The following is a 13,966-nucleotide window of genomic DNA, read 5'->3' as shown; positions in this document are numbered from 1 at the left end:
CGACGATCGAGCAGCATGGCGCAGATTCACTAACGGGTTACCTGCATGAATGATATGTCGCACGATGCTGCCGCGTTGTCCCTGATCGCGATGACTTCGTATCTCGGACGGCAGCCCATCCTCAACCGTGAGGGGCAACTCGTCGCCTACGAACTGCTGTTCCGGCCGTTCGCTGCAGACCGCGCCGAATCCGCCGACAGCACACCGCTCGACGAAACCCGCGCCACCGCCGATCTCGTCATCGAAACGCTCGGTGAACTGGGCATGGAAAGCGTATTGGGAGGACGCGTCGGCTACATCAATGCGGGGCGGGACTGGCTGATGAACGAGATGTTCACGCTGCTGCCGTCGGCCCACTTCGTCGCCGAAATTCTCACAACCACTCAATACGACGACCAGTTGGTGCAACGCATCGAGTCGCTTGCACAAGCTGGCTACCGCTTTGCCTTGAAGGATGTTCGCGAGAGCGCCTTGGGTCATAAAGAGGTGATGGATTACGCCGAGACCGTCAAGATCGATGTGTCGCACTGGACCGCGTTGCAATTGACGCCGTTCGTTGCCGCGATGCACCGCGCGGGCAAGCGTGTCGTGGCGGAAAAGGTCGAGACACCGGACGACTACCGCTGGACTTATGAGGCCGGTTGCGACCTGTTTCAAGGCTACTACTTTGCCCACCCGCACCTGCTCACGGTGCGCAGGATTCCACCGCTGCGCCATGCGCTGGTGAAGCTGCTGGTAATGTTGGGCTCTGAGCCGGCGCTGCCAACCATCGAAGACGAGGTCAAGCGCAATCCCGCACTTACAATGCAACTGCTGCGCTTCGCCAGTTCAGCACATCGCGCACCGACCCGGCAGCGTCTGAGGATCCGCGATGCCGTCCAGCTTGTGGGTACCAGGTGGCTGCGCCGTTGGGCACTACTTGCCCTTTACACGGACGGCGACAGCCGGCCGATTGCATCCAATGCACTTGTTCAACTGGTTGGCACACGGGGACGATTCATGGAACTGGCCGCCCGCAGACTCAGGCCACATGACGAGGAGTTCGTCGACAACGCATTCATGACAGGCATGACTTCATTGTTGCCTGCCGTGCTGCAGCGAAACCCTTCGCAGCTGTTTTCCGAATTGCAGCTTGCGCAAACGGTGTGCGAAGCTATCCAGACGCGCACTGGTGTGCTGGGTCAACTGCTCGTGTGTGCGGAAGCCATGGAACAACCCGGTGCTACGGCAACGGTCACGCAGACGTGCGAAGATCTCACGTCGCTCAACGCCGCAGCGGTCGCGTTGCTGTCCGCCGCAGCAGCCAACTGGATGGCCGACCGAAGCCGCTTTGACGGCTAATCGCGCAGCTTATTGTTCAGGAGTCACCTCATCGCACCTAGCCGGTCCATCATTGCCAGATAATCATCGATCAGCGGTGTCTTGACACCCTCAGTACCCAACCCGATCACCCGGTCGAATTCCCGGTTGCTGGGCGACGATTCCCCATTCGCAGTGAACACGAACAGACGCCCGGCCTGGTATTTGTCGAGCCCCATCTGTTTATGTTTGAGCAGGCTCGCAAAGAGAACGAGCCGGGATCGTTTAGGCAACTCGTCCGCAATGCTGATCCAAGCGCGTACGCCATCGAGCACCTTCGCTTCGAAGATATCCGCATTCGTGATGTCGACGACGAGGTGCCCGATCTTCGCTCCCCTTACGCGCTCGATCAACTGAAGAAAGCGGTCCTTGGTTGACTGGACACCCGATATATCGAGATTCGCCTCGCCCGGATGCAGATCGGCGATCAGCGCGCTGCGCTTGCGCGGCAAGCTGTGCGTCGCCGCAAGAGATAGATCAGTCGAGGATGCGCCCGACAGGGACTGCGACGAGGACGCTTCACCAGTACTGCTACTCGGTACCGGGCTAGACGACAGGCTCGGACTGGATGTCGATATCGAGGCAGAAGAATCACCCGGATGGCTTGATTGCGGTTTCGCAGGCAACTTTTCGCCGATCGTTTTGATCGCGCTCACCAGCTCGAAATAAGGCTTGTCGTGGAGCAGTTCAAAGTCGTCGTGCGCCGCTTTCGTTTCGGCAATGAACGCAAGCAGGCTGATCGCGCCCGCCTGCTCGCCGCTGTCAGTACGCAGTACTTCGAGGGTGACTTTACTGGGCAATAAAAGTTGCGCCGCGACTTGTTCGTGAAGTTCTGCTTCGGGATCCTGCTTTTTCAGGTTAAGCCCGGAAAACGAACGGAACAGCACCAGCGCCTCAAGCAGGTTGTCGACCAGCACTAGTGTCTTGGCCTCGAACATACCGGCTGGCGTCGTGCCCGCAGAGAGCAGCAACACGTTCGCTTTCTTCGCATTGTTGATCAGCGTCTGGGCAGCAAAGCGCCAACTGTTCGCAAACGGCAACGTCTTCACGTCCTCTATCTGGGCGGCGCTTTCCGATACGAGCGTCAGCACGCCTTCGAGCAACTGCACGGCCACCGGCGATGGCACGTGGGAGGGAGTGACTTCGCCGGGCAACGTTCGCGTAACAGACGCTTTGCCCTCCAGTTTGGCGCGGAGCGCAAGAACCGTGTCTTTCGACACCCCCACCTTGCCCTTTTGCTCCTTGAACTTTTCGGTCACCAGCTTGACCGTGGCGGCTGCGTTCTGACTCGCTTTCTTTGCGTTGCTCTGGCGGCTAAGCGCCGTCTGCCACTTCTCGTTCCTCGGTCCGGAACGCAACGCGTCGAATTCGCCTGTAGCAGTTTCCTGCTCCTGATCCGCCCGCGTTTTCTCCCCCTCCGCATCCTTCTTCTCGCGTTTGCTACGGTCGTACTCAACCAGCATGTCGAGGTGGTTATGCTTCGCGATATACAGCATCATCCGCGCAAATCCCATACTGCCCTGCCGCGCAAACACCGCCTCTGCCAGTTGATAGACCAGCACCTTACGGCTCTCGTCGCCCAGATACCGTTTCAACTGCGCGAGCAAGCCAGCGTTGAACACACCACCCTCTTCTTTAAACGCGCCGTCGAGTTCGGTGAGAGCCGCGTCCATCACGGACAGTGCGTGCAACACCACGTCGACATAGAGATCGGGCTGCAGGCCGCCCATCGACAGACGGATCGACTGATCGGTGTCGGTTAGCGTCGGCGTCATGAAGCCGAAGCTTTGCCGGCGCAACGTGAAAACCGGAATCCCCGCGCTCTTGCACAGAAAATTCAGCAGGCCACCTAAGTAGGCGACCGCGGCGTCGACCAGAAACGGATAGTCGGCGCTTGCGGAGCCAGCGTTAGTCAAGCGGATATGCAGATTTGGGTTGCCTTCGACGTTATACACATTGAAATGCGGGGAGCCTTTTCCCTCGGCTGCGGTCCGCGCCACGGCTTCAGCCGCTCGACGCCGGGCGTCGAGCATCGACTGGGCAAGCGGGTCCCGCTTCCTGGCAGGCGAGCTCGACGAGGTTTCCGGCGCCTGCGATTCTTCCCTGCGCCCGAGCATCCTCAGCCCGGAAAGTTCGCGGCGTAAATCGTCCGTGGGGGCCAGTTCGCGCGGCGCTTCCGGCAATGGCCCGTACTGCTCTTCAGTGACACCCAGGAGATTCGAGTCGTCAGGCTCATGCAGCGCGGTCGTGACCAGATCCTGGTAGACAAACACATTGTTACGCCGGCCGCCGAACGCAGCGCGGACTGGGCCGCCGTCTCCCTTGACCCCCGCCTCGTCGAGCAACGCGTCGTTGTCCGGCATACGGGCGTAAGCGCCGGGTTCGATCGCCTTCACCGGGGGCCGGACACGCCGCACCATCTGGTCGTTGAACGATTCGTGAACGCTGCCCTTTTGCGACTGCGAGCGGAAGTAGTACAACGGTTTCCAGGACTCAGGGCGTTGCACCTTGCCGGTCATCGAGTGCGGCAGATGCGAGGCGTTGTGCGCGAGGTATTGCAGTCCCGCGGTGACAGCGATCGCGTCATTGTCCGGATTCAGGGGCCTGGTCGAGCGGCGCTCCGCCAAATCCTGCTTCAGGTTACCGAGCAGTTCGCGATGTTTCTTCGCACCCGACACGTCCTTGGTTTCCGGCGAACGCTTCAACCACGCACCCAGTCGCTCCCCCTCGGTATCGCCGGAGATCAGGCCTTTCGGTTTGTCCGTTGGACTCGATACCGCTGCATCACCACCTTTGGGTCCAGGCAGTCGCGCGCCGCGCTCGAAGTATTCTTCGACCAACCCTTCGAGCGTGTAGGTTCGTTCGTCGGCTGCATAGGCAAACAGCAAGTCGCGTAGCGTCTCGATCCCCTTGCGTTGAGCGTAATTAGCATCGAAATGCGCCAGCAGTTTGCGATACAGATTAAGGTCGGAACCGCGGGCAACTTCCAGGTGGTCCGGCGCACCAAACTGGATTTTTCGCTGCACGCTGCTCCCCGGCGCTGCCCCAGGGGACAGTGGGCCACTCGCCACGGCGCCCGAGCGGCCCGCTTTAAACGCGAGTGCGCCCATCACATCGGCTTCGCGTTCGAGCTGCGTGTCGGTATTGATTGCGACGCCACGCATGGCGGGCGCGGCCCCGGCGCTGTGCAGCTTGCGTTGCGTCGGCCGGTTGTCGCGGCCGTGGCGCGAGTCGCGCGGCGCGCCGCGCTTGCGCCGTGCACGGCGCTTCTTCGACGCTCCAGGCGGCGAATCGGCGCGATCGTTGACCTGCTCGTAGGCGCCATCTTCAAGCGTGCCGAGGAAAGCCGCCATATCCGAACCGTCCTGCTGCGCGCGCCGGGGTCGGCGCCCGTGCGGCTTGGCGTAGCGCTCCTGACCTTCAATCCACATGCGCTCGCGCGCCTGCTGCGGCATCACAACGAATTCGCCCGCCGTGGACGATAGCGGACTGTTGCCTGGGATAGACATCGTGGTCAGGCCCGGCCCTTTTTCGCCATGCACGCCAAGCGTCTTGAAGGTGCGCACACTGGCCTGGCGAATCAGTGCCCGTCGGCCTTCGTCGCCGGGTTCGCCCTTGTTCTTTCGACGCGCGTGGCGAAACGCCTGCGATGCATGGTGAGTGTAGATCCGCTCGGCGGTCGCCGCGGAAATATGCCGGTCGTTCGAGTCCATGTCGAAACTCACCGTGGCAGTGGCGTTGGCCGGATCGTCGCGTCCGCTGTAGGCAAGACTCGGCAGACGCTCATCTCCGTGATGGGTGACGCTCGCCCACGACACGTGTCCGTGCTGCCCCAGTTCAGGCCGCAACGGCGCTTCGCCACTCATCACGTTGTGCAGCACTTCGCGCCCGGTCGTCTGCGGCCAGCCGATCAGGCCGGTCCGTGGACCGGCGGCGGCGGGCTCGAGATTGCGCCCCATGCCGAGCCGGGCACCCGGCGCGCGCGACTTGCGGCCTCGATGAATCTCCGGGCCGAAGCCCATCGCATGAACGGCCTCGGCGGGGTCGTCCTCGCGGACTGCATCCTCTGCGACATTGCCTTCCTCCCCTTCGATCACCGGCGCGGCTCGCGCGCCCGACCCGGCAAACGCCGCCCATGTCGTCTTGTGGTCAGAGCGCCGGTTTTTGTGCCGGTCCGGAATTTTCGGCCGGCTCGGCGGACGGCGAGGCTCACTCGCGCGTTTGGCGGCTCGTGGCGACGAGAAGCGCTCCATGTAGGCATCCGCTTGCGCGTCGATGTCGTCGTACACGTCGTCCGGCTCCGAGTCATCGTAATCGGCATCATGACCGTCGCCGGACCCGGACGCTTCAAGATCCTGTTCGTCGTCGAGGTCGTATTCTTCGCCCTCGTCATGAACCTCATCCTCGTCATCGCTGGTCTGCAATTGCAGGTTGGCCCGCACGCGTCCCTGCTTCTGCTGGACCACGTGCCAGCTCTCATGCGGCAAATGGTGCTCCTGCCCCGGTGCGAGGTGAATATGGTTTCCTTGCGCGTACGCATGCGCCTGCAGGGTCGCGGGTGCGGGCGAATTGAAATGAACCCGCACGTCGGAGAGATCGACGCCGGAAATCGCCTCGACGCCCCGCTTCAGATCATCGGGCATACCGGTGCGGTTGCTAGCCGCTGCGCCGGCGGGTGGCTGCGCCGGTTCCCGGGCTCGCTGGGGCGTATCGGGACCAAATGCGCTGTCGAGCGCCGCGCGCTGCAGCGTGACGCGCGGACTGCGCGAAATCGCCTGCAAGGTAGCCGATAGCCCGCCTGGGTCTGCTGGCAGCGACGGCGCGCGCTGCGGCGCCGCTGCCTTGGGCCCCGGACTATTTTGAGGTGTAGCCGAATGCCGCGCGGCGGGTTCGGCAGCGTCTTCATGCTTGAGCGGTTCGTGACGTCGGAACATCGTACTGCCTCCATCGGTGGAGCCAATCGATCAATTCATTCTTTGTGCATCAAGGCCTTTGCGCGGCGGCAACCCGCCGCACGCGCACTCAGGCGGGGCCGTGCGGAATACCAATCCGTCTTTATGTTCCGCAGAAGTTCCAGCCCGTCTCACCAGGTGATGGATGCACGGCAGACAGGTTAGCCGGTGTCGCCGCGCAAACGGATCGCACTGCTTGACGTTTCACGTGTCGAATTCCCCCGTTCAGCGACGCCATTGAACTGCAAGCATGCCCGTCATCCAGCTCAGCTGAATTGTCGAGATTCTCCACGGAAGCGTATCGAGCAGAACGTCATACGCCTTCGCCTCGACAATCAATGTCCAGTTACGCCCGGTACCGCTTTCGTCGCGAACAAGACGGCCGTTTCGCATCAGGAAAGACTCTCGCAAACCTTCCGTCGTGGTGTTGCGCAGTTTGTCCCAGTTCTGTCTGACGCCGCCGAGCAGTTCCTCGGAGACCGCCTGCTCGCGCGCATCGGGCTCGCCCTCGCTAGCCGCGGCCAGCAGGGTTGACGGTGCAATGCCGCACATTACCTTCGCCAGCGGCAATTCCGCTTCGTGGTACGCGGTGCGTCCACTGGCAAGCGAATGTAGCAGGTATACGGCACGGCTACGGGAGTCGAAGTCGATGAATGCGTTTTCTCGCACCAGACCCAGCAGCTCATAGTAGCGATGCAAAAACGGCCAGAGCAGCACCATGCCCGCGTTAGCCACGTAGATCGGTTGGTTTTCGTGGCCGACGGATTGCCGTGACCGCCCGTGTGCGGCGGCGCTGTCTGCAGACTCCAGCCCGTTGTCGTTGCCTGGGTTGAAGGATGCGCTCATTGTGGACCTCGGCATCGCGCGAGGTGTGCCGCTCATTTCCGCTTCGACTCCGGATCGCGAGGAAGCGGTCACCGCAAGGGCGCCTGTCGGCGTTCCAGTGACCCGGCGTGCCGCGACGGCCTCCAGATCGAGCAAGGTCTCCCGGGCTGCGAGCCACGCAAGCCATTCACGCCCCAGCGCAGGTGCGACGCCAGCCAACCGCACGGCACGCCGCCAGCGGGCGAGCACCGTATGGGCTGCGCGTCCGGCGCTGTGGAGGGTATCCTCGACGAGTACAGCGAGCATCGCACGCACCGAGCCTCGCGAGGCATGATGCAGCCACGCGGCCTGAGCGGACGACGTCATGAACGCGGCATCCCGCGTGGCGAAGCCGGCAACCACCGACTGCAGCGCGAGGAGCGTGCTCGCGCGACGCGGTGCCCAAGCCTGCGCGAGTTGCGCGAAGGTCGACGCGTCAAGCGATGCGAGCCAGGTGCACGTCGGTTCCGCAGTCGCGTTTTCGCGCAATGCGCGAGCGAGCAGCTGCGGTGCGGCGTGCGCCAGTTGCGCGATGGCCGCCTCAATCGATGCACCGGGTTCCCGCGGCCGCTCTCCGTAGCGCATGAACATCGCAAATTGCCGCCATGCATCAGCATAGACGGGTTGCTCACGTGCACCTCGAGAAGACTTGGCTTGTGCCCAGTGCGGCTGGGTATCGCTACGCTTCGCCTGGGCGACGGCATCATGACCGGCGCGGGCGCCCAAGGATCTCGCCTTCAACAGGCCGTGCAGCACCGGACTGTGCTCCACCGCTGCATCGGCAAGTTCGTCCGCAAGGTCTTCCGGTTTCATGCTGAGCCTGCGCGCAAGGCCGTCGAGCACACGATCGACGTACACGCGCTCCGAGCTCCGGGCCGACGCCGGAGCCAATAGCACAGCCAGCACCGCATGCTCGAGCGCAGCGACGCCCGCCCCACCCCGCGCTGTCGCTGCAAACACGCGGCTCGCGCGCAGCAAGCCGAGCGACAGTGCCGATAGCTTCGGCTCAAGCGCCGCGGCAAGACGTTCGAGACTGGCGGGTCTGAGGTGCCGCGCAAGCCTTTGAAACATACGTTCGTCCGGACTGCGAGCCCGTAGTGCCGCCGCAACTTCTGCAAAATCGTCACGCAAGACGGCGCTGAGCCAGGCGTCGGACGATCCTGGGAACCCATGCAAAATGTTCGGGCTTGAGGCTCCGGTTGTGAAGACGTGGACGAACGCAGCGCCGGCAGTGGGGAGGGGCAGCGGTGGCGATACGTGTCTGAGGGGCGCCGGCGCAATCACGATTTCTGCCGGCGATTGCCGGGAGGGGTGGGCGCGCCAGCTTCGCAACATCTTGAGTCTCGTGTCGGCTTCACGCCACTCTTGCGCGGTTGCCAACGCAGCGAGCCAGCGGCGCAGCGGTATGCCGGATAAAAGTGCAAGCCGGTTTAGTGCGGTGAACAGTGTCTCCGAGGTCCAGGTACGTTTCAGCACCTGGCGCAATGCCTGACGTAAGGAATCCTGAGCGGATTCAGACGACAAGCCCGCAGGCACTGCGTCGAGCGGAAGATTCGCAGGCGCCGCCGGCGGGGATACGGCCAGATCGCCCAAGAATGCCTGGACCCGGACGGCCTCGAGTAAGCGAGGCGGAAAACGCAAGGCGCGGACAAGCGTGGGCCACGCAAGCAAAAATGCTCGCAGAAGGCGGTTTCCATCGAGTCCGCTTGACGAACTGGACTCGGTGGAAACCGCCAGCACGCCTTGCTCGATATGCCCCGTCATTTGCGCGTCGTCGCCCGGCTCCCTCCCACCACCGGCACCCGCCTCGACGAGCCGGCTGCGCATCCAGCGCACGCGCCGCTTTCGCGCAAGGTCGCCATGCGTGGCCAGCAACAGTGCTGCGCCAAGCGCGCCGGGTTCGAGCCCAGCGGCTCGCGCCGCGCTGGACAGAATCCGCGCGAGCCACGCCGGTTCATCGAAGGCTCCGCCACGCACCGCGGAGATCCGCTCGAGCGTGGCAGCGTTCAGGCCAGATCGCAGCGAGCGGCGCTGTGCAGCCGAAAATCCGGCACTCTCGATCAGGGTGTCCAGCGCAGCCAGCACCGCCACCATCGCACGATGCGCCGCCGGCTCGAGAGCGCCGATCAACTGATCGCGCTGCGGCGTATCCAGCGTCGCTGCGAGCCGCATGAGACGTGTTTCCTGCCCCGCCGCCGAGTCGCGGCGCCGCAGCACCATGCTGAGCCCAAGCGGCGCATGCCTTGCCAGGTGCAGCACGAGCGCAGCAGGCTCGGCCGCGTGCGCGGCGAACCACGGCCATGCGCCCTGCTCCAGGTAGAAGTCGAGCGCCTCCAGATCGCGCTTTTCCGCTGAGCCCGGAGGCACCGTCCCGGTATCGCCCGCGCCATCGGCGAGCCGGCTGCCTCCGGGCAGCGGACGCGCTTCGCTCGCGCTGCCGTCAGCAAGCTCGGGCGGGATTGCCGTTCTGCGCAACGACTCCAACACCTCGCGTAAAGATTCATCCCGTTCCACTGCATGGTGGTTATCCGCCACCCGCGCGAGCAGGCTGTCCAGCAAATCCGTGAACGCCACCCCTGCGTGCGCAGCGAGTTTCGTCAGCAGCGAGCCGAGAAACATGCGCCGGTTAAAGCGGCTGCCGCGATCGGCCAGGAGATAGGCGAACACGGTCTGCCATAGCACCGCGTCGAACGCCTGCTGAGTCATGGCAGAAACGGGGGCCGCGCGATGATGCTCCGAAAAACGGTCGATGTCGCCGATCACCTGCTGCGCATCGGTCGGCCGGAGGGCACGCACGACCCGCACACGCACCGGTGCTTCAAGCGTCATGACAAGACGCTCGCGACGCAGCTCACTGCGACCGTGCTCCCGCAGCAGCAGTGCAACATCGTGTGCGGACACGGCAAGCGTATCGGTAAACAGCCGGTTCACCGCCCGGGCATCCAGCTGGACGCGCCCTTCGAGCCAGCCCGCCAACGCCTCGAGGTTTGCATTGCCCACGTAGGGCACGGTGCCTCCAGATTCCCCTTGAGCACGAACACCTGTGCGGTCGAACGCACCCGCCGGAAAACCGAACCGGTCTATCAGACGGTCCCGCAGCACCTTCGCAAGACGTTCTTCCAGCACCTGTTCGAGCCGGTCCGGCGGCGCGTCGCCGAGGTCGATCTCGAACCGGTCAAGGATCCGCTCCACGGTATCCTCACCAAAGCCGCTCAAGGCGTCGTGCAGCAGCGCCGGCAGGCGCTCGCGGGCGAAGCGGGAAAGCCGGCCGGCAATCCGCTCACCGTCGTCACGACGCTTCAGTAACGGCTCCAGCACCACCCGGTTCACCAGCGGCGGCCGTGTCATCCCGTAGCCCTGCCAGTTGCACCATGCCGCCGAGGGCCGCCTGATCCACCGTGGGTCCTGCTCTCACCTGCGCCCCCGCCCCCCGCTTTCTCACTATCGCGCAGATCAATCCGCTCAATAAAAGCCCGCATTGCCTGCGCCGCCTCGCCTGGCCGCTCCCCTTGAGGCTGATTCGCAAAGCGATGCAACTCCGAGCGCCACACGCCATCAAGGCGCTCGAACTCAGTCATCTCGCCGAACCCGAGCCAGTAGCAGCGCACATCCAGATGCACGGGCGTGTTGTCAAACACGATGCGTTGTGCGAAGGCCCTGAACTCCGGGGCCTGGAAGCGGACCGGCCAATCGGGGAAAAACAGACTCACACGCTGGTGGTAAAAGCTGTCGTCAGCACTGAGTTGCTGCGGCCGCAACAGGATGTGCTCGACCATATGGAAGCCCTCGCCCGACTGCAGTGCGCTTGCATCATGGCTCAACGCATTCAGGTGATAAATCAGCCTGTCGCGCGCTGCATAAATCGCTTCCCGGGAAGCCGCGCGATGCACATCCTGCGGCGTGCCGCCCGGCCAGGCAAACGTCAGCACCCAACTGCCGGAACCGTCATGGCGCACCCCATACTGCGCATGCGCCTCGTGACGCACGCTGTAATGTTCGAGCGTCAGGCCGTGTTCGAGCAAGCTCGCAATGATCGCCGGATCCTTCGAGCGGAACGTGAACGAACGCTGGTTGGCAGGCGCCACGTGTGTGCCTGCACCTTCCTCGCGTTCCGCGTAGAGAAACGGCGGATTTTCGCGCGTCATATGGAAATGCGCGCTTCGCAGCACGCCGTCCGCGTCGGCAGGCACCTCGATGCCGAGCAACAACGCGAGACGCCGCGCAAAACCGTCGGCCGGTTCGTCATCCTTACCTTCTGGACCGTAGTCGCCGCTCGTCAGCGCACGGCCATAGTTCGGTCCCGTTGCGCGTCCCGCTCCCAACGGCACGAGGTTGCGCAGAAACAGGGTCTTGGCGCGCTGCAGGCCGATCCGCAGCGAAGCGCCACCGTCGTCGCGCGGATCGAGCCGCTTCAGCAGGCCGTCCTCGAACCGCTCGCCGAAACGCGCCAGCAAATGATCGAGGAAGCGGTTGCGGCGCTCGACCGCCGGATCGAAGCGCGCACGCAGTTCAGCGAGGCCCGCCAGATATGCGCCGGGCAGCGCTTTACCCGGCTCTGCGGGCGAGGCTTCGATATAGGTATCGCGCAGTGCGGGGTCGCCGCGCAGACTTCGCATCCACTCGACCAGTTCGTCGCGCCCGAGTCGCGCGCTGTCAAGCGACGCATAGCGGATTTCGCCGGACGCCAGCAACTCGTGCTCCGCGTCGTGCAAGGTCAGGCGCAGCCAGCCGTGGTCGTCGCGCCGGACGCGGTAACGGCTGGGCTCGGCCCCGTGTAGCAGCAGCTCGAGTTCGCGTCGCGAGCGCGCCTGCGGGCTCGGCAGCGCACCGCTGTCCAGCACGATGCGTCCACCCTTGTCGGCGATCCGCACCGCAATCCCGCTCAGCGTGCGCACGATCAGATACCGCGCCATCTGCACGGGATCGTCGACACAACGCGCCAGCAGCGCCGCCACCCGCGTCATGGCGGACTGCGCGCGCGCGAGCGTGCCGTAACGTTCTTCACCGAAGGCGAGGAGGCTGCCATCGGCCGCGTGCGCGGTCAGACGGAATTCCGCCTGGCCTGCCAGTTCGGACGGCACAACGCTTTCGATCCGATAAGCGTCCACCGCCGCCCCGCTGCGCACCAGTTCGGCCCGCAGCGCGTGCGCATCGGAGAGATTGCCGGTCTCACGGCCGACCAGTACCACGCGCCGTGCTTCGTCAATCACATAGACGCCGTGCTGCATCTGTTCGGTCCCGTCCGGACCGGCTTTCTGCGTCAGCAGCGCAAGCACATCCGGCGGATCGGTGTCGAGCTCGGGCGTATGAACAAGCGGTTGCCAGAAGTAACTGTGCTGGGCGGCCGGCCCGAGTTCAAGAGCAAACAGTTGCCAAGCATTGGCAAGTTGTGCGAACTGGTTGGCGAGCAACTGTTCGAACAGCAGCAGATAGCCCTTTAGCTGCTGCGCGAGCGCCTGACGGCGACGCCGGTCGGATGTGACCGGTGCGCCCCGTGGCAAGCGTCCGCCGGCGTTCTCGACACTCCAGTGCGGCAAGGCCGGTACGCCTTCGCGACCGATGCCGTAGGTCATCGGAAACTGATGCTGGATCGAGGTGTAATGCCCGAGATCCACGTACGTGGCAGTCTCCGCCCGGCCATAGCCCAGCGCCCGCGTTTGCAGCTGGGTGTAATTCTGCTGGTCGGTCAGCGCCGCAATGAGCGCCTCGATACGGCGATAAACGCGCCCGGAGTCGACTGACTGCGTAATGCCACCCTCGAGTTGCACCTGGATCGTGTACGGCCGTCCGGCGGGTGGCTCGAAAATCGACGGCGCGAGGCGCGGCACTTCGTTCGCCTGCAGCACGACCGTCTCACCACGTGCGTCCAGGCCGGCACCGCTCAGACGCACCTTCGAGACCCGCCGGACGCCAGGCACCGCCAGCATGATGTCGATCACCTGCTGGGGGGTCACATGGCGCTTGTAGTCCGCGAGGCCACGATCTTCGATTACGCCGAGACCGAGCCGCGGTCCACGGAATACTTCGTCTGGCGCCATCCCGGCTTGCAGCAACGCATCGGCCAGCTCGACCTTCGGAAACGGCACAAGGAAGTGCTGGAGATCGAACAGCACCTGGGCGAGCACGTCGACGGGGTCGGCATTGATGCCGACCTCGAGCAGCGCGTACACCTCCAGCGCATGCGACTGCAACAGCACGACGCTTGCGAGATCTTCGCCCAGATTGCGCTGCGCACGCATCTGCCGTGCGACCGACTCGATCAGCGCGGCACGCTCATCGTCGCTCTTGAGATCTTCGGCGAAGCTTTCGACCCGGACTTCATAGAGTCCGGCGGACCGCGCGGACGCAGCCGCTGCCGCGAAGGCCGGACCCTGCCCCGCCACTGCTTCTCCTGGCGGCCCGAGCCAGGCGTTCTTCAGATGCACCACGCGGTCATACAACATGCGCCGGTAATCGGCCACTGTCCAGCACGCACTCGACAGAATCCGCTCACCGGAGATCAGCGTGTCGGCCGGCGCCGTCTTACCCGGCTCTGGCGCCAGCAGAACCGGAACCGACTGGCTGTTGCGCAGGCCGAGATCGGTCAACGCATAGCAAAGCTGTTCGAGAATCGTGATCCCTGGATCGTGCTCGTTGTAGTCGGTCCAGGTGTCCTCAGTCAGCCGCTGGCAATAGTCGAGACCGAGCGCGAGGAGTGCCGCGTAGTCTTGTGCGGGATTGGAGGGCGGATCGCGCGGGATGGTGGCGGACGAATTCATCGCGGTAACCACCGTGGCTCGGCCACAAAGGAC

General features: G+C 64.0%; 4 protein-coding genes. 1 reads left to right on the top strand and 3 read right to left on the bottom strand.

What is annotated here, in order from left to right; all coding sequences use genetic code 11:
- Window positions 1-45: 45 nt before the first annotated feature.
- Window positions 46-1,341, top strand: a complete 1,296-nt coding sequence (locus FFS45_RS34555) for an EAL domain-containing protein (RefSeq protein ID WP_137959122.1) — start codon at window positions 46-48, stop codon at window positions 1,339-1,341.
- A 23-nt stretch (window positions 1,342-1,364) separates the two neighbouring features.
- On the opposite strand, the gene FFS45_RS34550 is transcribed toward FFS45_RS34555, so the two are convergent.
- The 3 genes from FFS45_RS34550 to FFS45_RS34540 form a co-directional block, all read right to left on the bottom strand.
- Window positions 1,365-6,293, bottom strand: coding sequence for a DUF4157 domain-containing protein (locus FFS45_RS34550; protein WP_137959121.1), 4,929 nt, complete (start codon window positions 6,291-6,293; stop codon window positions 1,365-1,367).
- A 243-nt stretch (window positions 6,294-6,536) separates the two neighbouring features.
- Window positions 6,537-10,523, bottom strand: coding sequence for a contractile injection system tape measure protein (locus tag FFS45_RS34545; protein WP_137959120.1), 3,987 nt, complete (start codon window positions 10,521-10,523; stop codon window positions 6,537-6,539).
- Window positions 10,520-13,933: a hypothetical protein gene (locus FFS45_RS34540; RefSeq protein ID WP_137959119.1), complete on the bottom strand. Its 3,414-nt coding sequence runs from the start codon at window positions 13,931-13,933 to the stop codon at window positions 10,520-10,522. The genes FFS45_RS34545 and FFS45_RS34540 overlap by 4 nt, the downstream gene beginning before the upstream one ends.
- Window positions 13,934-13,966 lie beyond the last annotated feature (33 nt).

The sequence above is a fragment of the Burkholderia sp. 4M9327F10 genome (assembly GCF_005503145.1).
GTDB lineage: Bacteria > Pseudomonadota > Gammaproteobacteria > Burkholderiales > Burkholderiaceae > Paraburkholderia.
The sequence above is the reverse complement of the archived record's forward strand: the minus strand, read 5'-3'. Positions and strand labels throughout refer to the sequence as shown.

Bases quoted from the DNA above. Each gene is read 5' to 3' on its own strand.
- FFS45_RS34555 (WP_137959122.1), top strand. From the start codon at position 46: ATGAATGATATGTCGCACGATGCTGCCGCGTTGTCCCTGATCGCGATG.
- FFS45_RS34550 (WP_137959121.1), bottom strand. From the start codon at position 6,293: ATGTTCCGACGTCACGAACCGCTCAAGCATGAAGACGCTGCCGAACCC.
- FFS45_RS34545 (WP_137959120.1), bottom strand. From the start codon at position 10,523: ATGACACGGCCGCCGCTGGTGAACCGGGTGGTGCTGGAGCCGTTACTG.
- FFS45_RS34540 (WP_137959119.1), bottom strand. From the start codon at position 13,933: ATGAATTCGTCCGCCACCATCCCGCGCGATCCGCCCTCCAATCCCGCA.